The organism is Streptococcus danieliae, assembly GCF_013415245.1.
Lineage (GTDB): Bacteria > Bacillota > Bacilli > Lactobacillales > Streptococcaceae > Streptococcus > Streptococcus danieliae_A.
This window is the reverse complement of sequence record NZ_JACBXX010000066.1, coordinates 1-22,906: the sequence shown is the minus strand read 5'-3', so window position 1 is coordinate 22,906 and position 22,906 is coordinate 1. Positions and strand designations below refer to the sequence as shown.

General features: G+C 38.4%; 22 protein-coding genes. 1 reads left to right on the top strand and 21 read right to left on the bottom strand.

Translation table 11 applies throughout. From position 1 onward, the window contains the following. Positions 1-136: 136 nt before the first annotated feature. The 10 genes from HZY94_RS02100 to HZY94_RS02055 all read right to left on the bottom strand — a co-directional run bounded on the left by HZY94_RS02100 (position 137) and on the right by HZY94_RS02055 (position 14,204). Positions 137-7,225, bottom strand: a complete 7,089-nt coding sequence (locus HZY94_RS02100) for a PBECR4 domain-containing protein (RefSeq protein WP_179924825.1) — start codon at positions 7,223-7,225, stop codon at positions 137-139. Positions 7,226-7,236: 11 nt separating this feature from the next. Next, entirely contained in the window at positions 7,237-7,497 is a 261-nt protein-coding gene (locus tag HZY94_RS02095) for a hypothetical protein (RefSeq protein WP_179924824.1), read from the bottom strand. Between the two features lie 342 nt (positions 7,498-7,839). Then, entirely contained in the window at positions 7,840-10,224 is a 2,385-nt protein-coding gene (mobP2, locus tag HZY94_RS02090) for a MobP2 family relaxase (protein WP_179924823.1), read from the bottom strand. A gap of 21 nt (positions 10,225-10,245) precedes the next feature. Next, the gene (locus HZY94_RS02085) at positions 10,246-10,701 is read right to left on the bottom strand and encodes a hypothetical protein (protein WP_179924822.1); all 456 of its coding nucleotides are present in this window, start codon (positions 10,699-10,701) and stop codon (positions 10,246-10,248) included. A 1-nt stretch (position 10,702) separates the two neighbouring features. Continuing rightward, positions 10,703-11,458, bottom strand: coding sequence for a DNA/RNA non-specific endonuclease (locus HZY94_RS02080; protein ID WP_179924821.1), 756 nt, complete (start codon positions 11,456-11,458; stop codon positions 10,703-10,705). Further along, complete coding sequence (locus HZY94_RS02075; RefSeq protein WP_179924820.1) at positions 11,445-11,807, bottom strand: hypothetical protein; 363 nt, start codon at positions 11,805-11,807, stop codon at positions 11,445-11,447. Before HZY94_RS02075 ends, HZY94_RS02080 begins: the two co-directional genes overlap by 14 nt. Continuing rightward, the gene (locus tag HZY94_RS02070; RefSeq protein WP_160332193.1) at positions 11,791-12,132 is read right to left on the bottom strand and encodes a hypothetical protein; all 342 of its coding nucleotides are present in this window, start codon (positions 12,130-12,132) and stop codon (positions 11,791-11,793) included. The genes HZY94_RS02075 and HZY94_RS02070 overlap by 17 nt, the downstream gene beginning before the upstream one ends. Before the next feature lie 305 nt (positions 12,133-12,437). Then, complete coding sequence (locus HZY94_RS02065; RefSeq protein ID WP_179924819.1) at positions 12,438-12,725, bottom strand: hypothetical protein; 288 nt, start codon at positions 12,723-12,725, stop codon at positions 12,438-12,440. A 109-nt stretch (positions 12,726-12,834) separates the two neighbouring features. Further along, positions 12,835-13,161 carry a hypothetical protein gene (locus HZY94_RS02060; protein ID WP_179924818.1) on the bottom strand — a complete coding sequence of 109 codons (327 nt, stop codon included), beginning with the start codon at positions 13,159-13,161 and terminating at the stop codon, positions 12,835-12,837. 44 nt (positions 13,162-13,205) lie between these two features. Then, entirely contained in the window at positions 13,206-14,204 is a 999-nt protein-coding gene (locus tag HZY94_RS02055) for a hypothetical protein (protein WP_179924817.1), read from the bottom strand. 74 nt (positions 14,205-14,278) lie between these two features. Between HZY94_RS02055 and HZY94_RS02050 the strand changes: the two genes are divergently transcribed. After that, the gene (locus HZY94_RS02050; RefSeq protein WP_179924816.1) at positions 14,279-15,187 is read left to right on the top strand and encodes a hypothetical protein; all 909 of its coding nucleotides are present in this window, start codon (positions 14,279-14,281) and stop codon (positions 15,185-15,187) included. Here HZY94_RS02050 and HZY94_RS02045 read toward each other — a convergent pair. From HZY94_RS02045 to HZY94_RS02000, 11 genes are all read right to left on the bottom strand, one after another. After that, positions 15,163-15,516, bottom strand: coding sequence for a hypothetical protein (locus HZY94_RS02045; protein ID WP_179924815.1), 354 nt, complete (start codon positions 15,514-15,516; stop codon positions 15,163-15,165). The two genes, HZY94_RS02050 and HZY94_RS02045, sit on opposite strands and share 25 nt — an antisense overlap. A gap of 10 nt (positions 15,517-15,526) precedes the next feature. Further along, positions 15,527-15,757 carry a hypothetical protein gene (locus HZY94_RS02040; protein WP_179924807.1) on the bottom strand — a complete coding sequence of 77 codons (231 nt, stop codon included), beginning with the start codon at positions 15,755-15,757 and terminating at the stop codon, positions 15,527-15,529. Further along, positions 15,732-16,205: a thioredoxin domain-containing protein gene (locus HZY94_RS02035; protein ID WP_179924814.1), complete on the bottom strand. Its 474-nt coding sequence runs from the start codon at positions 16,203-16,205 to the stop codon at positions 15,732-15,734. Before HZY94_RS02035 ends, HZY94_RS02040 begins: the two co-directional genes overlap by 26 nt. Before the next feature lie 2 nt (positions 16,206-16,207). Beyond that, the gene (locus HZY94_RS02030; RefSeq protein ID WP_179924813.1) at positions 16,208-16,627 is read right to left on the bottom strand and encodes a hypothetical protein; all 420 of its coding nucleotides are present in this window, start codon (positions 16,625-16,627) and stop codon (positions 16,208-16,210) included. A gap of 11 nt (positions 16,628-16,638) precedes the next feature. Continuing rightward, positions 16,639-16,875, bottom strand: coding sequence for a hypothetical protein (locus HZY94_RS10450; RefSeq protein WP_228064533.1), 237 nt, complete (start codon positions 16,873-16,875; stop codon positions 16,639-16,641). A gap of 88 nt (positions 16,876-16,963) precedes the next feature. Next, positions 16,964-17,476: a modification methylase Sau96I gene (locus tag HZY94_RS02025; protein WP_218925701.1), complete on the bottom strand. Its 513-nt coding sequence runs from the start codon at positions 17,474-17,476 to the stop codon at positions 16,964-16,966. Between the two features lie 43 nt (positions 17,477-17,519). Then, the gene (locus tag HZY94_RS02020) at positions 17,520-17,819 is read right to left on the bottom strand and encodes a hypothetical protein (RefSeq protein WP_218925700.1); all 300 of its coding nucleotides are present in this window, start codon (positions 17,817-17,819) and stop codon (positions 17,520-17,522) included. Between the two features lie 63 nt (positions 17,820-17,882). After that, complete coding sequence (locus HZY94_RS02015; RefSeq protein ID WP_179924811.1) at positions 17,883-19,928, bottom strand: putative cross-wall-targeting lipoprotein signal domain-containing proteiin; 2,046 nt, start codon at positions 19,926-19,928, stop codon at positions 17,883-17,885. Between the two features lie 15 nt (positions 19,929-19,943). After that, positions 19,944-21,725, bottom strand: a complete 1,782-nt coding sequence (locus HZY94_RS02010) for a LysM peptidoglycan-binding domain-containing protein (protein WP_179924810.1) — start codon at positions 21,723-21,725, stop codon at positions 19,944-19,946. Positions 21,726-21,809: 84 nt separating this feature from the next. Then, positions 21,810-21,959 carry a hypothetical protein gene (locus HZY94_RS02005; RefSeq protein ID WP_179924809.1) on the bottom strand — a complete coding sequence of 50 codons (150 nt, stop codon included), beginning with the start codon at positions 21,957-21,959 and terminating at the stop codon, positions 21,810-21,812. 279 nt (positions 21,960-22,238) lie between these two features. Continuing rightward, complete coding sequence (locus HZY94_RS02000; RefSeq protein WP_179924808.1) at positions 22,239-22,733, bottom strand: LPXTG cell wall anchor domain-containing protein; 495 nt, start codon at positions 22,731-22,733, stop codon at positions 22,239-22,241. Positions 22,734-22,906 lie beyond the last annotated feature (173 nt).

The following is a 22,906-nucleotide window of genomic DNA, read 5'->3' as shown; positions in this document are numbered from 1 at the left end:
CTCCCCGCTACCTCACGATAGTCAGGCTTGGGAGTCGCTATTGGGTTCACCGGTAGCAGGTGCCCACAGAGGACTTGCACCTCAGATATACGACATGCCCGTCGTACTGAAAAAAGAGGCTCTCACGAGCACTCTTTTAAGGATTTAATCCTTTCTTTTTCTCCTGAAAAAGGGTTCTCTGTTCTTTTATTTGCTGTGCTAGAGAATAGGGCTTTGTGTGTTGCTCAACACACTGTACAATCCTAGCAGTTGTTTGGTGAATCCTTTTCATGGACTGGGTTAACTCCTGATCCGTCAAAGAAGAAAGGTTTTTCGTCCAGATAGCCATGTAAGAAATAGCTGCCTCTGAGGTGTCGAGTCCAAAATGATTGGACACCAGGTAACTAGTCATTTCAGCCTCTAGTTCCATTTGAACCATCCCAATACTCTCTCGATACAAATCCGTAAACTTAGGATTATGCAGTGTCGCATGGGCTAGTTCATGGATAGTGGTTCCAATCATTTCGCCAGGTGTATTCCTCTTATTCAAGAGAATAGTCTGAGATGCTCGATCGAAACCGCCCTTTGCATTTCCCAGTATCTGAGCATCATCTTCTACAATGGGCACCCCAATCTTCTTAGAATAGTCACACAAGCCTGACAAGACTTCCTTTGTACGCACCTGATCAAGATTAAAATCATAGTGGCGGTTTGGCATGGCCTTCGGATAGGCTTCAGGTTTTAAGGTTGTCTGGGACAATTCAAATACCTTGTAAGTTGTATACCTAGGATAGCCTGTCTCCGGATCTCTTTGTTGGAATTGACGAACAGGGAGCTTGCCTTCTTTTATTAGGGCTTTTTCTTGCGGAGTAGCCTGGGATAACTTTTTATACTGGGGATTCCCCTTATCATTTTTCAGCTGCCGCCCCTGTTCATCAAGGACTGGAATCATATCAACCATAATCGGACGAAACAGGGTGATTTGAGCCTTCTCACCTACCTTAACAGAAAGATTGTGAAGAACCACCTCGTTTACTTCTCCTGTTTTCTTATTCTTATAGGTCGCCTTGGTTTTAATAACATCCTCTGGAGTAATTCCTAGCCTTTCCCCCATACCTTGCCATTGCTTATAGGTTGCGACCGCATTAGCTCCTGGCCATTGAGCTTGAATCAAAGCAGCGTTTCTCGGAGACAGTTGAGGAAAACGGCTCATGAAATCCAGGTACTCTTTTAGGGCTTCTGGAGACTGCGAAAATTCTCGGATTTTTTGGAAGGCCACTTCACTGAGTTCATGAGCTGAAATTTGGCTGTAGTCTACCTTCTCTGCTTGGAGTGGATCCTGCCCTTCCTCCACAAACACAGAGTCAGATTGTTGCTCTTCTTTTTCTTTCAGCTGGGAAGGATCAGGGAGACTTTCCAGCTCCTTTTCTTCCTCCTTCTCCTGAGACACTGAAGACAATAGTTCTTGGACTGCATCCTTATCTTTTTCTGTTTTCGGATGAAATTTCCCAGAGCTTGGCAATTGTAGCTGCCCATCATCGGTCAATTCCACAGCAACCTTCCGGAGCCCTTTGACAAAGTAAATCGTTGGTTGCTTTTTCCATTGGCTTAATTTACCAGCATCAATCAATTCTTGAACCTTGGGATGAATGGTAACATTGTCCATCTTCTCCTGCATAGCCTTCAATTTAACCAATTCAGCCTTGTAACGCTTAATGGTTTGAGGAGAGTAAGAACCTTCACCCTTCTCAGCCTTAGCGATTTCGGCTTCAATCAGAGGAATGTTCTCTACACTAATATCAAGTCCTGTTCCCCTACGGTTTAATCCTTGTTTCTTCCAGCGCTCCTTATCCTCTAAAGACGCTACCTTTTCCTCTTGTTTTTTAATTTCATCTAACAGAGCAAAGACCTTGTCTTCTTTCTGGCCTTGTTTTTTCAAGAAAGATTGACCACCCCGTTTATCATTCATCGGCTGGCCATTTGTTAGCTTCTGATGATCCATAGCGGCACCAATCGCCTCATCTCGCTCCTTTTTCAAGCGTTCTAACTTGGCTCTAGACCGTCTAAGAGCGTAACTCTCTTCCTCTACCTGAGAATCATTTTCAGCAACCGTAACCCTATTTTCCAGTTGATTGAAGATTTCTTCATCCATCTTGGCCAAGGCTTCATAACCTTCCAAACGACGGTAGCCCATCCCTAAAAGCCTTGAAATAGGTTCAATTTCATCCCCGATGTTATAACAAACACCTTCTTTAATCAGTTTCCCTCCAGGAGCATAGACATCAAATTTAATCTTGGTGTAAGGAATATAAGCGTCCTGATTTCCTGTTTCATTGGCAATTTCTGCGCTCTCCTTATTCCGCTCATAAAACGCCTTATTTTGTTCATAAAGCACTTCCGCAAAGCTCTGATAGTCTACACGGTCTATCTCGTTAAACGGCAGCTGAGGGCTATCAGGCCAGCGTTCAAACCATTGAATCTGTACATGATAGCTTTCCTCATAAATACGATCTTGACTCCAGTCCCGATAAAAAGCTGATTCTTTATTGACCAACCCTAATTGATCCGCAGCTTCAACGACAGCCGTAAAATCACCTTCATGAGCATCTGAAAGCTCATAATAACGCTCCCAGGCTGCTTGAAATTTTTCAAGAGGCTCTATTCCTAGATTTCGAACATCTCCTAGATTGTAAGCAGTATCTAAAACAGGTGTAAATTCTTCAGCTGAAATAGACAAGGGCTGCTCCTGGTTCTTATCAAGATCAGTAGTCTCTTCATACTGTTTATTTTGCAGGATAGACAGCATTTCCTGGCCGCCGTCTTTAACGTATTCCTCGTTAATAGAAAGTTGTTCAATGATGCCATCACGATTCCGAAAAACACCAAGAATGATTTTTTCATCAGTGTTATCCAAATCTGCTTTAATCTCACCTTTAATTTTCATAAGTGATGCTGGTACTAACTCATCACCAATATCTTTAAATAGCAATAAGAAGTCTTCATCCTTGCTTTTTATTGCCTCAGACAGGTTTAAACGCTTAGCAGTTCTGACTTCTTCTAAGTTATCTAAGACAAATGAGGTTGGATCCAAAATATCCTCTAACATTGGTAATACTTGTAACTTATCCTTCAAGTTATTGCTTACCAACATTTGATTATAGTTTCCATAGCCTTGTGCAAAATCTACTACAAAATCAGAAGCCTGTTTTACAGAATCAATGGGTCTAATTCCTGTTAAGTGTAAAAAATTCTCTTGCTTGAATGACACATCCAGTATATTCATCTCTCCTTTATCAGAATAAAAATAATTAATATGACTACCTGATAGCTCATCCAAATACCATTGAGCTGTTCTTTGAATCGATGGAGAATACTGATTCATTCGCTTCAGATCCTCTGGATTGATAGGGTGATACTTGGATTTTCTTCTTTGTACTGGTTCAAAATTTGTGTTAAAATGTAGGTAAGGATAGGGTGATGTCGGGTGACTGGTAACAGTTTGCTCAAAGGTAGCAGTTTCTGCTACGGGTTTGGTACTGCCTTCAGCCTCGAGTTGTAAAGAACCCTCCCCAACACTGGCCCTATCATCCAAAATCTCTTGAGTTTTCTCAGGAGATTTTTCTTTTTGTTCAGCTACCTTAATCTCTTCATCTAAACTTTTCATCACGAATTCATCTTTTTCTAACAAAGCTGATTTATGAGGATTATCTTCTGACAGATAGAAACCAATGGATTCCCAGTCAGATCCAATATCGATTCGCATCTGTCCTGAAATAGATTCCTGATTTACATCCAAAACTTCAAAATAGGTCTTATAATAGCCCTGGGGACTGAAATGATACTTGTTGTAGAGATCCTTTGCAAATGCCTCATACGGAATAATTTCTCCTGATTGATAGTTGAAATCATGCTCTGAAAATTCAAATCGGACAAAATAATCCGCAGCTGTCTTTTCTAAGCTATACATGGCCACCACCTCATCAAATACCTTTTCATAAGCTGTTTTCGCCTCATTCCAAATAGAAGAAACGGCTTCTTTTAAATCCTCTAAGAAAGCAAGTTGATGCTCAAGCTTCAAATCTAACCTGTCCAGATGATTATGAATATTCGATTCATTTAAAGGATCCCCATTCAAAGCAAGGAATCCGCTGACTCCAACATGGTCAGATTCTTCAATGGATAATGAGAATAAATCACCTTTGCTCTCAATAGCTGGAACTAAACCATGCAAGACTTCTATCTCCGCAGAAGAGGCTCCCTTATCATATAATTCGGAATCATGCCCCAAGTAGAAATCTTTTTCATCAAGAGATACTATATCTTGAATCAACTCGTCTACTTTTTCCTGATGAGCCTGTATCTGCTCCTTCACGTCATTGAAAGCTTCCTGATCCAATTGGTAAAGTATGGGCTGCTCTATCCTCCAACCCAAGCGCTCCCCTAAAGACTCAGTCTCCTGTCCAATTTCATAATGAATATGTTTTAATTGGATGTTCTCATGGGGATATTTAGCGAGAATGTTAAACTCGATTGAAAAGCTCTCTTCACTACTAGTTTGGTTAGCTGTATACAATTCGGTCATGAATTCTCGATAAGGAACTAAGCCCCATTCTTCCAAGTTAGGATGCAGAGATACATAAGCCTCATCAATCTTTTCTTTTGTAAAATCAGGATGGGTGGTGCTTTGAATTTGAACTGAATACTGAGTAATCGGTGGCAAGATCAAATCTTTCAATAGACCTGACTTCAAGTCCTCAAACTCCTGTATATCTGATTCCGTAAAGGTTCCCATTTTGACCATGGTTTCTACAGGGTAAACCCAGCCATCTTCCGAAAGCAATGACCACATCTTTTTATTATCAGAAACCTGTATCAGCGACTGATCCCTATTATCGTATCCTTGCGAACCCTGATAGTTATCGTGTTTTCCTAGGTAGACAACACCTTCTTTAAGAAAAACAGAATAGTCCTGATAGATGGAATATCTAGCTGAATCCATCTTGATTACTTCTGGTGCTAATACTTGACCAGGCTCTGGATTCATTTCAAGGGCTTTTTCTTGTGCTTTTGGAGCAACAAGTCCTTCCTCTCGAATATCATCTACTACCTGAAGAGGCTGTTCCTCAATTCGTGCCAATAACAAATCCAAGTCAGAACGGCTTAAAACAAGATCTCCCTCCTGTTCTGCCAGGTAGTGATAAAAAACGTTTGGGATTGTCACAAAGCCATTGTTAAAATCTTTAGTGCCTAATTCAATTAAAGGATATTCCAGCATCCGCTCAATAGACTGTGACAGACTATTAAGAGTTTGCGCATCGTAGTAATGACCAAAATGATCACCTGAGAGACTCTCGACTTGCCTATTCGTATTGTAAGCGGCTATCGCCAATTCGCCAATAAAGCGAGTTGAAATGTCCACACTTAATGCACGCTGATGCGGTTTCAGGGCTTGGTATAATGAGTCCTGCTCCATCGTCCCCTTCTCTTTGTACAAGTTGATAGTATTTTCATCGATAGATTCTAAAATTGGCTGAAGAGGGGTTAAAATTTCTAAGCGTTTGTCGTTGATATACTTGGTCGGATGACTATTACCAAGCTTGGCAAAAACATCATACAGATAAACATCTGTATCAAAACTGATAGCCAGCTCCCCTGCTTTAATTCGTTCTTCAATTCGTTTAGCAAGTTGCTTGTTTTCTTGTTTAACCTCATCATAGGTTTTCACCTGAGAAATAGACGGATCTTGCTGTTCCCCCAGCTTGTATTTCTCCATAATTTTTTCAGCTGCTTGGTTGTAATGCTCAAGTACCTCCTCCCAAATTTCAGGTAGTTGATCCCCCAATTTAGTGAGAAACTCAACCGACCTTTGTTCTGAAAAGTTTTGCTCAGCTAGATAATCTCGAATCCCGTCCCCATCGAGGACAGAACCATCAAGAGAAAGATAACCTGTTGCCCCATCATTGGCGGATTCTTCGACATATACAGGAACCCCATCAATTTCATAGCGTTGATCTTCCAGAAGACCGTAAAATTTCTCTAAGATAGCATCATCTGCCCCAAGTCCCAGTAATTCTTCATCCTGCCACAAATAGTAAGCAGAATCCTCTTGTGTGATTGATTGAATCAGGGCATCCACTTCACTTTGAACATCAACATCTTGGGATACCTCTTCCTGTTTCTCAGACTGTTTTTTTAGAGCATCATTCCAATCAGATTTCAGCTGCCCTTCCTCCATCATCGGCGGTAAGTCAACCGTCACAGCGACTCCTTTCTTCTGAAGAGAGCTTACAAAGTTCCTTCCTGCTTCATCATGATCAACTGCCAGAGTGATTTTATCCTGATTTTTGCCGTCCGCAAAATAACCCCTTGCTAGGGCTGCATCCAAGGCTTTTTCAAGCTCCTTTTTAGTCCAATGCAATGGACGGCCAGATAATTCTGCTTCAAGCTGCGCTAGATGATAGGAGATGGTTGATTCTTTCAATCCATTCATCGATACCAAACGAACATCAGCTAGATCTTCTCTCTTTAATTGATAGTAAGACATGAGATCGATAGGAGACTCTGCAAAAACTAAACGCTGAGGCTGCCCAATATCGACATGAAAGCCTGTTAGCGAATCCGAATTTTTCAGAATCACCTTGGCATAGCCATGTTTACTCCATTTATCCCAGTTTTCCTCAATTCCTTGCAAAGAAGCTCCTACTAGCTCTTTAGAAGAAGATAGAGACTTGAACACAATAACAGGCTCCGGAAGTGACTGGCCACCCAAGCGTTTCGCAGGCTCATCCCAGAAAGCATCTAGTTTCGCATTCGCTTGAGAAAGCACCCCTTGCTTGAGGAAAAAATCAATCGTCTCATCAGAAAGACCCCGTTGTTCTTTTAGAAATTGCCGTCCCTCGATCAAAGGTTTCTCATAAGATTCTAAATAATAGTGAAATGCTTCTTGTCGAGACTCAGTTAATTGAAAATCTTTAAATTGTCTATCATTCAAAAAGTCTATAGCCTGGTTAAAATTGACTTTCTTCATACTCTCGACAAGGGCAATAACATCCCCTCCTTCACCTTCCCTTGAAAACCAATTCCATAGGTTCTTGTCAGGATTAATGACTAATGAATCATGTTCCTTCCAACGATAATCCTTACCTGAACGAAAGAGTTCCATGCCCAGGTCACGAGCTACATCCAAAATCGAACGAGAACGAGCATATTCAATTCGTTCTCTTCTTGATTTTCCTTGATGATTCATCTCTAATCCTCCTAAAATCTTTCAAACAACGGAACATAGCCTTCAGGTTTTGAGTCCTTGACCATATCTTCTGGCAACTCAACTAAGTCCCCAACTGCAAATTGAAAATACTGTTCGGGATTTTCTTTAAAATCAAGCATCAACTCAAGCTTTGAATTGGCACCAAGACCACCAAAAGTCACACTCTTTCCTACTGGATCCACATCCAGAACTAACCATTCCTCTTGAAAATCAAACTCGTCTAAAGAGACTCCTGGAAATAATAAGTCCATCTGATTACTCCTTTCGCTTTTATAGTTAGTCTAAGTAATCATCAAAAAATCTCTTGTAAAGGGCTATCTGACTGAAAAAATTAGAATAAAAACAAAACAAAAAAGCCGCCCCCATTGGAGACGACTAGCCTTCGAAAATTATAGGAAAAGTTGACGTTTTTTTGATAAAAAGGCAAATCATTAACAGTGTCTGTATGATGTTAAATATTCAGAAAATTTGCCAATCTCTCAAAATACCAGTTGCAGTAAAAAAACCGCCTCAAGCAAGAGACGGCTGCTGTTAGAAAATCAATGGAACCTTTCCATTAAATTTTTAACCATTGTACCATATTTCTAAGGCTATCAGAGAAGTTGTTCCTTATCTTCCTGCTCCTGTTCGTATCTTTCCTGATCCTGTTCGTATCTTTCCTGATCATCGCCCCTCTCTCTTTCCATCAGGGCTCTTCTATTAGCCCTCTGAGCACTATTCAAGGAACGAGATAAGGTATTCAGAAATTGTGGATTAAACTGCGCTTTCCCCTTGGATTGCAGAAGATTCTCTTTTTTAAACACTTTTTGCGCTTCCATTCGCTTAGAAACAACGGCCGATAATTGATTATCCTGATCCCTATTGACTGATAAGCTAGCATAAAGATTTTTCAACTCTTGAAAAGCCTTAGCATTTTCGATTTTCAGTTCTCGATTGTCGCTTCCTGCCTCTATTTTGCGATTACGAACCTGGATCCTATTTTTCAGCTGAAAAATAGAGATATGAGTTTGTAAATCGTTTAAATACTCCTTCTTAGAAATCGATTTTCCTTGTAGCAACAATAAGATTCCTTCATCCTTGAGTCCCTGGGCATAGTCCATCTCTTCTCTCAGCCGTCTAATTGGGAGCTGGATTACTCCTGCCTCCGCCTTATCAATAGACAAAGTCACACTATCCTGAAATTTAGCCGATAACCTCTCTTTCAAAGTCCTATCTTCTGGACTTAATTTATAGTTAGGAATCAACTGGAGGTTGACTAATTTCAATTCCTCTTGTAACTGCTGCTGTTTAAAGATTACAAAAGGCTTATCGGTGTCCAAGGCCTCCACTTGACTCAATAATTTCTGCTGCGTCAAGAGCTGACCTCTTCGCTCCTCTAAACTAGATAGTTTGAGAGCATAGCGGAAGATCCCCAGCTCCTGGACTTCTTTAGGACTAGGAGCTGGCTTCTTCTTGGCCGCATCCACCAATGCTTTTAATTCATCCCTTGAAAAAACAGACAGATCTTTCAAACCTAATTGCTTTTGAGCAATATTTTCCTCCATTTGCCCAATATCATAGACAGCCTCCTCTACAAAGCTAACCTCTCTAAGGCCATTCCCGTACTTATCGTAAGTAGCGTAAACTGGTTTGATAATTTGGAGAGCCTGCTCCCCAGCTTTTAACTGATACCCCAGCTTCTCCCAGTCCTTAGCCGTCCGAACGATTCTAGCAGCTGGGTACTGCTTCAAAATTCGTTCTTGATTCTTTTGAGAGAATGTTGAGAGGTTACTCTGTACCCACTGCTCTTGAATCCGAGGGGCTTCTTGGCGAAAAGTGGCTAAAATTTTATTGGCCAATCGTTCCCTGAGTTCGAATTCCCTAGCAGCCAGTAACTTTTCCAACTGATAACCCTTGGACAACTCCTCAGAACGAACAAAGTTCCCATCAATCTGCCGCAGCTTTTCATAAGATTTATTTTCATCTGCTGAATAGACGTTCTGATAGACCTGTAAAAATTGCCTGGTCTCATCTAGGAATTCCTGATAAAGTTCCTTACCACCATGTTTCAAATAAGAATCAATGTAGCGATCGATAAAGAACTTACTCACCGCAAAATCCCTCGCATTAGATCCATACCGCCACTTTTTGGACAATGGAAGATGATTATAGGCCTGTTCCAAAAAATTTTTTTCAGTTGCCGTCCGAACTTGATTATCACGAAAAACTTGATCAAGAAGCTGACTTTTCAGATTGACCAGTACCTGCTCCTTTCGAATAATATTGGATCTCGTATTTTCATGAAGCAAGCCATGAAAGACCTCACTTTTCAAACGATCTATTGTTTTTTGTGAGAAATTCCCCTTATACTCCATTCGACCACGTGGACGGTAAAAAATCTGTTCCCGATTTGATTCAACCTCTGATAAGCCAAAATGAACATGAATGTTATCGGTGTTGAGATGGATGTTCGCCCACCAGAAAGCAGAATCAGACAAGCCCTCTCGAGCGATCATTTTAGGAAGAGCTTCCCGTACTACTGCTTTAATGGCTTGTTGATCCACTTGGCCAGTCGCAAGATCATAGAGTCCCTCCTGAGCCAGAAACTGATTATCAAATGAAATGACTCCCTGCCAAAGGAGAGAGCCATTTTGATAAGCCTGATTCAATTTTTCTTTTAATTCACTAACCTTGCTTCGTTGCAAATGATTAGCATCTTGCGTAAAGATTGCCGTAACTTCTTCTGTTTGTTTACCTGTCGCATAAGAGCGATTCATGTAGCCAATATAGTCTTCAAAATTTAACTGCAATTCAGGAACATCTTTCCTTATTTTTGTAATCTCACTCTCCGCCAATAGTTCCATTCCCTGCATACGATTTTCCAATTCAAGTTCATTAGTTAGCTGAACAGCTTCATCTCGATTCATGTAGTCGACATAGCGAGCGGTTGGTTCTGTGTATTGCAGCATGAACGTAACAGCTGGACTAAATGATGCCATTTTCTACCTCCATTTTTTCAACTAGTGGGAGTATTTCATTGTCTTCCCTCTTGCTTTATCCTCTTGAATAACTTCTTTAATTCTGGCCATGAGTTCATGTTGTTGTGGATCCATTCTCGAATGAACAGACTCTAAATTTTGGACATCAAACTCTTCACCTTTGGTAATCGCATGAAAATTGATTAACTCTAAATAGAGCAACTGGTCTAGCTGTTGGTGTAGCAATTTCAAATCACCATCCATTTGTTTTTGAGAGCCAGCAAAATTTTTTTCCAACTGAGACAATCGTTCAAAATAATTCTGCCTGCCATCATTTTCTAGAAACAATTTATAGAATGTATCAATCAACAGCACCAAGGCTGCAGAATTAATTTTTTGTTGGCGAGGTAAAGCAGAAGAATCTACCAAATACTCTTTAATCTGCTCCAGTTTTTCATTCGTTTCTTGATTAAAATAAATATTGATTCGTTTTGACATACTAGTTCCTCCTTGATTCTCGGAATGATCCTGTCAAATGATATATTTCATATCCCATTTGAACATTCCAAATATAGACATCAAAAGAAAGCGAATCATCTTCAATACTTTGTGCTTCTAGTCGAATTCCCCTCGGCAACAATTCAACATTTTTAAAAATCGGAGTTACACGGTAGCGAACATGATTCCCGGTTTCTTGGATATAATCTACCACTAATTTCTCATAGACTTGCACTTCCTTGTTCAAAGCATTTGTAGCCGTAACGAGATTCTTTTTATTTCCAGGTTCACCTCCAAGCGCAGCTCCTAATAACTGAGAAGGAACATAGATTTGTTCATTAATTTTTTTCCAACCAGCTGGAAAAATCAAAGTATCACCTCGATCTTTTTTCAGGGAGAATGATTCCTTTCCCAACATGGCATTCACAATTCCTGCTCGATCTAACCAATCCAAATCTGAATAATGAATCCAAGTTCCTTTTTCTAAACTCAGTTCCTGTGCAGTGAAGTTTGCCTGATTGTTTACCTCAGACACCAAAGCATATTCATCAAAATCTTTAAACCGTAACTCTCGATTTTGTAGCCGAATCAACTCATTCAGAGCTTGATTTTTTTCTTCAGTTGAATCGACAATATTTAATTGGCTGGCTAAATCATGTTGCGTAAAAACTTCTTTTAGATACGTAAAATTACCCGGCTGTATCAATAGAATCAACAAGAACAAAACACTGACCACTAACAATTTATTTTTCTTCATGAATTATCCTCCCTTCATTTCGTTCAACGCCAAGTGCCTCCACATCATCTACAAATTCTAACCAGGAAACTGTCAATTCCTCTACTACATCCTGTTTCACATTTAAAGCTGTGAGAGAAATTTCTTGCCTCACCAGCATTTCTAAAATCTCATTTTGTTGGGACTTAATCTCTGCCAACAATTCCGCAAATTGATTTTGATAAATATTCAATCCATCATTCACGGCAATGTTTTGAACCTGCGCCAACATAAATTCATTAAAACTTGGATAGTTATATTTTGTAGAAATCTCTCGTAACTGTTCCAAGGTACCAGATGATATATTCCGAATTTTAATTTCCCTGGTCATGATTTTCTACCTCACCCTCATATTCCAACCAGCGAGAAATACGCTGACCATAATCATTCATTTTTGCATCTAAGTCTGTCAAAATTTTATCTTGCTTTTGTAGCTGTGAGAGCATATGATCCGAAGCCAACTTCATATTTTCTAAATGTGATAAATACAAACTTTGAGCTCCATTAAAATATCCATACTCAATTTTCTCACGACACATGGCTACGAGAAATTCATTGAAAGATTTAAATTTTTTCTGTTCTGCCATAGATTTTAAATACTCAACTTCATGATTACTTAATCCCCGAATCTTAATTTCTGTTTGATTCTTTTTCATATCAGTCACTCCTATCTTTAAACTCTCGGACAATGAAACAAAATTTATCCCATTTTTAAACACACTGAGACACACACAAATACATAATAGGAATTTCTAGCCCAAACTAGTGAAAAGAGCATAAGGGAAACTGTCCCCACATACCGTGGGGAGTTGATAGTATCAACGTTTCTCGTGTCCCCAAATTCTCTCGGCTTCGCCTACTGAAACACACACCCATAACACACTCAAACACACTAGTGTGTGCAATAACACACTCGGATAACACACTCAAACACACTTATTATCTGTGTCTAAAAGCGTCCTTATTGTGGAAATTCACCTGAAAAATTCTCCGTTTCTGACTCATTTCTCTTCTCCAAACGCTGTTTATTTTCCTCTTCTTTTAAGACAGCAAGTTCCAATTTTAAATCCTCCAAAACAGAATCATAGGTCTGTTCTTTATTCTTTTTCTTTTGAATTTTAAAATAATTTTTCCCAATTTCTCTTTGAATAGTTTCCTCTGCAATCCTTTTTTCTTCTTCCAAAACTGCAACTTGTTTTAGTGCTTTTTCTAACTTCAATTCAATTTTTTTCAAACCTTTTTTTGCCATTTGTTGGCCTCCTTTTCTGTGATTATTTTAGTATAAGAGATAATCAAAATTTTCATTTTAAAGGGACAGCTCATGGATAAATCCATACCCCCTTCTTTGATATTTAATACTATTCATTTAACTTGTACTTTGCTATTGTAATAACTTCATGTTTATAGGATTTAACTGTCCCATCTACATTTTGATCTAAAAATTGTTTCTTATGAACTAAAGTGGTTTTAGTGAAATATTCCACAGATAGATTCTTAAAATCTAGATCGGACAACGTTATCACATCGCATACATCAAAACTTTCTACAAAATTCAGGACAGCGCTTTTCGCTTTTAAAATTGACGAAAATACTCCAATAGTATAGTTCTGTCTTTCTTTTTCGACAGAATGTAGAGAAGAATCTACTGCAATACAAGCAGAATACTCTACCACATAAACATTCATATTATCCCTCCAACAATTATTTAAAATCGTCTAGCAATTCTTCTTCATTTCATCACTACCGTCTCAATTGGACTTGAAAATTCAAAGGTTCCATTTTCCACATCTCGTTGTTTCCTATCCAAAGTTTCCAATTTCAAATGAATTTTTTCGATATTATCAGATGCAACTCGAATCGATTGATTTTTAGATTCGATGTTACTATCCAACAACAAAATACCTCGCCTGTTTTCCTCTAAATCATCACCTGCTAAATACTTGGCCTCAGAAGAAAGACTCTCTTTCCGAGATTCATCATCTTCAATCGAAGCCTGTAACTGTTTGATAGATGCTTTAATTTTGGCTTCCTGTCTCTTTTGAAATTCCCGTTCTTTTTTGATCTCCTGAAGTGTAAATTCTTCCCTGGAAACAACTTTTATTGTTTTCGTTTTTAGTTCTGAATTTTGAGGCGTTACATAAAATTGAACGACTTTATCTTCATCAGAATTTTTCTGTAAGACTCGTACTTCTTCATCAGAAGAAGAAATCTCAATATCAACCAAATTAGTAGATACAGTATTATTGGTTACATCAATCGCAAAAGCGCCAAAATTTTTAGAGACATTTCGAATAATCACTGAAATTTTATTATCGAGAATTGGCACCACATCCATGGTTGTTTTTGAAGACTTTTGTTGAGCATAGAGATTCCATTTTAATCGTTTTGGATCAATTCCTCTATTGACGGGAGATGTAGAATCTCGTGTTTCAAATTGCAAAACAATAACACCCGTTCGAGGTGAATACTCCTGGCTGATCAGCTTGATCTCACCTGTACCATTTCTAAATACATGCTTAGTTTTCAATTGTTCTTCCGTAAAAGTTTGTCTTTGAGGAGAAAAAACAGCTCCCATTAATAGAGCGATCCAAACAGAAAACATCGTTAAAAAAATGACAATCTTGCGTTTTATAACATTGTTCTCCGTCCAGTTTTTTATAAACTTAAACGGCATAGAAATAGGGCTAGAGGTTATTTTCCCAGCCCAATCTTGCACTGTATCTTTCATAAATGACATGTCCTTTCTAATTATCAAAATATAATGGTAAAATATAGGTAACAAAAAAATTGGAGGCGATTAATATGAAACATGATCACGCTTATTCGAAACATTTTAAGGCTGATGTTTCACCTGAAAAAGCCTATGCTCATTTCCACAAACTTCCACTTGATACAGACGAATTTAGATGCGCTAAAGAATGTTCAGTTCCTGTAACATTAGCTAATGTAAGAAATACTCCTGATAAATGGAAAGTACCTCCTTACTTCAAATATCATAGTGGATTTGACGATAAACATTCCAACTTATGTCCAAATATTTCTAAGATAACTAAGGTTTCAAAACAACGTTCTCAGCACCGTACGACACAAACTTACCAACCATCTGAAGACATTATCATTGAACTATCTATGAGTAACCCTACACCTTATGAAGAGGTTGGAACTTTGCAATTGAATTCTTCAACTGGAAAAGGCAAACAATCCCATCAAGACAATTCTGATTTTCCAACTGTTAAACAGCGCCGTTCACATCTTTCAAAACTATCATCCACTGTCAATCAGTTCCACTCTCATCCAGACGACAATGTTTGCTTTAATGGCAAAGTGGCACCGTTAAATACTTTTTTTCAAGAACTACGATATGGGCAGTATAAATTATCGTTAGAGCCAAAAATTTACCACGGTAAAGCTTTCGCCAAAATTATTAATAAAAATGGAAAAAATTTAGTATTACTAGAGTTCGATCAAGAATGTCAACTTGAAAATGCTTATTTTGAAAAACCTGCTGTTTTTATTGACAAAGATACTCTAAACAATACTTCTCAACACCATCGTAGACTACTTAGGTATTGTCAATCTGGTGAGGCCTTTCATCTTTATTTTTGGGGAAGTTTTTTTGTAACTTCACAATCAAAAATACGAATGAACAAAATAGATAATTCTGATTCCACCTTACTAAGTAACCTCTATTTTGAGAACTGGTCCGAATAATAAGCCTCTCTTAGTTTCACAAAATAATTTTCCCAAATCTCATAGTCATCATTAAAACAAAATCGCTCATGATATTTTGTGCCTAATGAAATCATGATAAAGTCATCTACTGACATACCTAAATAACCTTCTAACTCCTCTGCTACTGATACTAATGAATCTGCATGGACAATCCATGCTTTTTCTTTATTCAAAACAAGAAAACTTTTTTCTTCACCAGGCATCAAAAAATTATCTGGATAATCTTTTCCTAAAATTTCTGTTACCTTATAAGGTGCTGTCTTACCTAAATTTGCAAAAAACTTAGGATCTAGCTCATTGAGTCCCATTTTAATCCTCCTAAATACAGTTCATCTTTTCTGGAGCAAGCTCCAGTGTTAGCCACAAAGCTTCACTTTCTGAAATGTGAGTTAGTCGCCCGCCTTCATCATTGAATCGATGCAAGGTAAAAATTCCATCAGGTAATCTCCCTAAAACAACCATATTTTCATGTGTCCTTACCCTCCACAACTCATTGTCAAATTGAAAAGCAGTTTCAACCCACTTACTGATCTTCATTTTTCGAGTCATTTAAAACCTCCTGAATAGCTGCCTTGTCAGCCTTAATATTTCCCTTTCTATCCTCAGCAGCATAATCAAATAACTTCACTTTACCACCTCGAATTTGCACAATAGTAGCAGCTCTTTCTACCTTGTATTTTTGAACTAGGAACTGCCCATCTTCTGTATCAACATTGATATAAAATGTCGGAATATCACTGTCCCTTGCTACCTCTATAATGGCCTGTTTTCCTGCTTTACAATAAGGACAAGTCCGCTTATAAAAAACCAGATTCACATCCTCATTTTCAACAACATCCACATAAACTTCTTGAGTCAAATGTTGATTGTAATCCCTAACATAGTGCTTTTCCAGTAGAGAAACCAGGCCAACACCCGCTAAACTAAGAAGCAGAACCACAATGAATCCAGCTAAAAGCATTTTCCAAAATTGGAACACAGTCAATAAAAATTTCATACTTATTTTTCCTCCTCCAAATAATCAAAAATAGTTCCTTGGACGTATCTTGCTGTAGCTAGCCGTTCCATTTCTTTCTTCAACTTCTGAAATTCATTCATCATCTGTCGATACATCAAAGGATCAAATTGGCTCCTTTCTAATACATGCACAATCGGCAACATGGGGAACCCATCTTTAGCCTCTCGCTGCAAATAACCCTTGACCATCTTCTGACTTTCAATCACCCCATCAATACGAATTAAGGCAGGAATACTCGTTATATTCCCATCATTTTGATAAAAAGTAAGGGCAATATCTCCAGTAACTATCCCCTCAAAATTAGCATGGTCTTCAGGTATTTTAAAATAATGAGCAAAGGCTTCTTGACCAACTGCAATCAAATAATAGCCTCGAATAACTTTAAACGCTTTAGATTCCAATATAACCCCTCCTAACAAACTTTCAATAATTTAAACGGTGCTTGATAGACATCTGGATTGACGAGTTTGTTCGTCCTGTGAGCAGGAACTGGTTTTTGATGCCTCAGCTGTAGATACTGATAGGCCAATCCCAACGTGTCAAAAACAAGAATGTGATTGTCTTCATTACAAAGATAATCTCCCATCTCAAAACTAAAAATCACATATTTAACTTTTGCTTTCCTCAAAATAAAATTATCTCCTTCCATTCAGTTCTTGAATCCCACATCACAAATCGCTCACAATAGCCCTCTGACACTCCTAAGTTTCTTCTAAATATAAACCACCTACATAGTCTTAAAAAAGCCTCTCAGGAGCCCCTAGAGACTCAGGAAGACGGTCACGAGAAATATATTGGCCTTGCGACAAATCTATCTTTGAATAAAATTCTGGCTGGCTCATTTTGACATAGTCACTTCTTTTCCAACCTCGCCGCAGCTGCCTATAAGAAATAGATACACGGGATTCAATCTCTTTAAAATTAAATCCTAGCTCCAGGTAGGTACGCACAATCGCATCTAAATGATCATTTGACTCATAGACAATCCGTCTTTGAAAATTAACCTTCTGATCATGGCTATGAAGGGCTTTTTGATAAGCAATAAATAGAAGTCTCATCTCCTCGATTTTTTGGATCCACATGGCATTATAGGGCTTTCCTGAATACTTATTAACCAGGCTGTTTGCCGGATCCATAAATTTCATCTGGATATAATCAAACTCCCCCAGATCATTAAAGGGATCGATAAATCCAATAGGTTCACTAGCAACCAGTTGATTGTATAAATCATCTAGATCTATTCCCATCATCTCTCCTCCTAATCTCTTCATCCCTATCTAGTTCTATACGGCATTAAAGATTGAAAGAAGCCCTTAAATTGGCTTTAAAAGCTCGAAAATCTGCTTCTCTTACTTTCAAGGGTTCTGCTTCATCCCCATCTACAACAAAAAAGTAGGGAAGGATCATCTGAAATTCTTGATAATTCATTTCTTGAATCTTATAAAACACAACACGACTGACAAATTCAGTCTCCCGATAAGCAGCCTCTTCTTCAGACTCGTAGATAATCAAACCCAACCGGATCCAATCCGCAGGCTTTATCAAGTTCAATAATTCTTCTCTAAATCCGACTTTCACATCACTCATACTCATAAATATCCCTACAACTCCCTCACGATTACAAAGAAAAAGAGAGGGCGAACCCTCTCATAGCTGCTATTCAGAATCTTTTTTACGTTTACCAATTGCGCCAAGACCTAATAAACCACTAACAAGACCCATTAATCCTAGTCCAGACGCTGCTGTACCTGTATTTGGAAGAACTTTAATTTCTTCCTGAACAACTGGCTTAGGGGCTTCTTTGACAGGAATTTGTGGGACTTCTGGTTTGTTCACTGTTGGAGTTACAACTGGTTTAGTAGGTTTAGGAGTTTCTGGTTTTTGTGGCTCTTCTGGAGTTGGAGTTACTGGTTTTTCAACTTTCTTAAAGATATGCTCCACATCTCCATTTGGCTTTTCAACAGTCTTCACAAACTCATAATCTGGAAACTCACCATTTGGTTCTGGATCATCACCAGTTTTTGGATCTTTAAGTGGATCTCCACCGACTGTGATCCATGTTGTGGTTACTTGCGGTTTAACAACATAGACAACCTCTTTCTCACCAAGTTCGATTTTTCCAGTTTCATCACCCTTGATCTCCACAATCCGATAAGGACGACCGTTAATGTTCACTAGATTTCCTTTGGTTTTAGAAGAGTCAAAGTCAGATCCTGTCGGAATATCCACTTGGGATTCTTCATCAAAGACAAATCCATCAACTGTCTCAACACGAATTTTCACAGATCCAACTTTATTGTAGGAGGCAAGAGTATAGCTTACTTTTTTAGTTTCAGGTTTGATTGGAGCTACTGGAGCAGGTGGAATTTCAAGTCCGAATGCAACATTTCCTAACTGATGCCATTGACCAATAAAATTATCAAATCGATTTGAAGTTCCTCCGACAGCTGGCTCTCCAAATTTGTACCGGAATCCATTTGAATCACTTAGTAGCACCCAGAACTGTCCAGCTGTTTCAGCTGATGAAGCAATCTGCAAGTCTTTCGGTGAGGTCGCAAGCAACCCATTTCTATCCTTGGTAACTGTTTGAGCAGCTCCTGCCAAATAGTGATCTTTATCCAGACTATCAGAATAGACACCAACATACTGTCCATAATCAATATCACCAAAACCAATTAGCAATTTTTTAACATTGACTACCTTACCTGATTCATCAAGAAAAGCAACTTCATACTCATTTTCTTCTTCTTGAGCGGATTGTGTCACTTGAATACCATCCAAAATCTGTAGGATTGATGTGTTAATTTCTTCTCCCTTGAAACGTCCACCTAGGTACTTATACTGCATACTAATTTTCTTACCAGTAACAGCATCTACAAAGGCATCTTTAAACAACCAAGTGTCACCCTTAGAAACAGTATAGAAATGTACGTTTTTCCCCTTCTTCATCTGCTCAATGCTTTCAAGATTAGATGGAGCTACATATTTAGTTTTAGCAACCATTGACTCCATTTCCTCAACTGTTGTTTTCTTCAAAGAAGAGGTATCCACACGGGCAGGAGTTGCATCACTCAACACCACGTAAGAAAGCGCTGCAAGATCTGTACTGTTTAAAAATGAATCAATTTCTTGTTTTCCAAAAGAGTCAGACTCTGTGTGATAATTCGGATTTTTTAGAGCTTCTTCACGTTTTGCGACTGCTTCGTCATAAACTTTTTTAGCTTCTGCATATTCAGATTGAGATTTTTTAGCTTCTTCTGTAGCTTTCTTGATGGTTTCTGCCTGCTTATTGTAATCTGCTTGAATTTCAGCAACCTTAGCGGATTCTTCATCAGCAGATTTTACATTGCCTTTATCAACTGTTGGATTTTGCGTTACTTCTACACCAGCAGTTTCCGCTTGTTTAATAGACTCAGCCAAAGCTGGAGTTGATTCTACAATTGTTGGTTGATTCTGAGATGAAGTCACTTCTGACACAATCAAATCAGCCTTCTCAAGAGCTACTGGTTGTTCTGTCGTTACTTCTGGACTTGCAGAGTCCATTGGGGCAGTTACAGCAATAGCTGGTTCTGAGTTAGTAGGAGTCACCTCATCAGCAGAAACTGATCCAGCACCTAAAAATGCCATAGCAAGAGCCACTCCACAAAGTCCATAAGCCTTAGATTTAGTAAATCCGTAAATAGTTTTAGTAGTTGTATTCATGTTTTTTCCTCTTCTTTAATTTGCACCATCAGATAATGCTTCTTCACCAGCAACTGGTGCTGTTTCTGATGAAGAAAGTGCAGCTTCTCGATCTAAACGAGTACCTTCACCTGAATTATTCGTAATAGTCGTATATACTGTTTGACCATTCCCAATAGTTACACCTTGATCGAGATTTGTCATATCTACTTCAATTGTTTCAAGACCAGCGAAATAAACTCCTTGAGGCGAATAAGACTCTAAACGACGTTCTTCATCTCCCTCAACAAATAATCGACTATTTGTAACAACAGTCACTTTTGGAGAAATAGCAGACATAAACTCATCTGTATTACTTCCAACATAAGCATGATGCCCAGCCTTCAAAATATCAATTGTTCCTGTATCACGATTCAAAGTTTCTGCTTCGGCTTTTTCATCATACTGCTCAACATCTCCATTTAGCAAAACATCATAATCGCCTTTTTCAACAAGCAATCCCCGACTATTAAAATTGGCACTTTCCCTACCACGATTAAAATCAAGTTCTTCTTGCGTTAAAGGAGTATTGTTGTAAGTTGTAAATACAAAATCTCCCATTTCAAAATTTTCTTTAAAAGAATAAGGAATCTTATACTTTTCTAAAGTTTTTACAATTTCTTGATGAACTGGAGTCTCATATGGAATTTTTTTCTCAGGAACAGGCAAATAGACCTCTTTAATTTTAAAAGTATCTAGTAAATCTGTTCTTCCAAAAACATCTGTTTTTGAGTCCCCCAATATAGCTTGACCCTTTTTCGGAGTTTCAGTATTCATAAAAGTCCAATGGTCGACATCATAGTGAGTTAAATAAATGAAGTCCAGTTCTTTGACACCTTTATCCTTCATAAAGTTGATTGCATTGTCAGCTGTTTGCTTATTCAAATAACCAACATCTACAAGACCAAAACGACCATTCGATTCAATCAGAATCATATCAGATGACTCTCTAAACCGTTTCAAGAAATAAATCTTATCAGCAAGATTATTCTCTTCTTCTGATACAGATGGCTTTTCAACTTCGATAGATTCTTCTGGTTGCACTGGTTTTTCAATGTTTTCTTTAGAACCCTCAGATTTAGCTTCCTCCTTATCAGTAGAAGCTGGCTTATCTGGCTCAGATACACTAGGAATCTCAGGTTTCACTACTTCTACAGGTTTTGAGCCTTCAGATTCTTTTTGTTGATCCATCTCGACATTTTTAATTGGTTTTTCAACTAAAGTAGACTTGTTGCTCGTCTCATTATCAGAATTTGTGATCACCTTTTGACCTCCACTGACAAGATTTTCAAATGTATCCTGAGAAACACTGTCTTTCAAGCGAACATAAGTCAATTCATCATGAGATTCGACAGATTCAATTTGATTATTCAAAAACAACTGCTCTAATTCAAAATCAAAATCAGAGGTGTACTGAACACTCCGCTTTTCACTCATAGGCTGTAACAAAGACCCATTTTGCGATTGACGATCTTTTGGCCACTTAACCAAAAAGCCAATTGGCAAGCGTTTATCTTCACCTTTAGCAAGATCGACATTGTTATAATTTGCCAGATCAGACAAATTCATGCCAATTTTTTCAGATACTGCCCAAAGTGTATCCCCTGCTTGCAGACGATACTCAGTCATATCAGCTGTAATTTGAAGTTCATAAGGCTGTGTCAAACGTACCTCGTCAGCAGATACTCCCTGAGTAAAGGCTAAGGCAATCGTAGCTAAAGCAATCGCACAAAGTTGCTTACCGTATTTCCTAAATGAGAAAATGGTTCTCTTCTCCATAAAAACTCCTTTCCGTAACATTAAAATTCAAAAACCCATTAATCCATCAATTCATTGAAGGCGCACGAGTTTGTCTCATACCTGTTATTCCCCTTTCTCAAGATTCATTTTCTTAATTTCCTCTTGTTGCTCCTCCTGCCTTGAAATCTCTCCAGACAGTCTAAAACAACTAATTGCGACTATAATAGCAACACTTAAAAATAGTGCTAAAAACCAAAACAAGATCCAAAACATTCTCTCCCCCTCATATTTCTAAAATTCAAGAAAGTAACAGAATATCTCTTAGAAAACTCTGTTGCTTCATTCAATTAGCAAGCTAAAACAAATAATTATTTTGAAACACGGAAATGGAATTGGAATTGGATTAAAACTGTTTAAAATTCTATTTGTTAGCCCTAGCTTGCTCAAAGCAGCATCTACATCGGACGACTAGGAAGAAACACAAAGACCTATTCAAAATTAAAATAGATGCTGATTTCAACAAGCTAGGCCGAAATAGCCTAGCTTATCTGACTACTTTCTTTTCTTCAGCAAAACTGTACTAAAAGGAGCCAAAGCTGCACCAATTACACTCATGACTGAGGAAACCGTACCTGTTGAAGGTAGCTCTTCTTTCTTGTCGTCAGACTTAGACTTACCTTCCGCCTCTTTTTCCTGAACTTTTGCAGGTGCTGAATACTTAGATTCAGATGATCCATAGCTAGCAGCTACCTTAGACTCCGGATTATTCACTGGATTAACAAATTCAGCAGCTGTATTAGGAGTAAGAGCTACCTTGTTTGTTCCCTCATTTGGAGCAGCTACTTGATTTGATTGAGTCGGATGTGACACATTTTCTACACTATTTTCAGGAATTTTATTTGAATCAGATCCTGTTGAATTTTCTGATTCACCTGCAGCATCTGGTTTTTCATTTGAAGAACCAGCATTATCAGTATTCTCTGATGGTTGTTTAGGTGTCTCAATCTCTACGGGTGTATCTGGTGAAACTGGTACAACTGGTGTCACTGGAGTTTCTGGTTCTGGCTTGACCTCTGGTTCAGTTGGAAGAGTTATACTCATTCAAATTCAAAATCTGAAAAAATCCATTCTCTATGGACAATAGATTTAAGGTCAGACCAATGCAAACTTTGAATCACTTCTTGTAGTTTATCAATCACGTCCTCAAGTGTTTTAAAGGC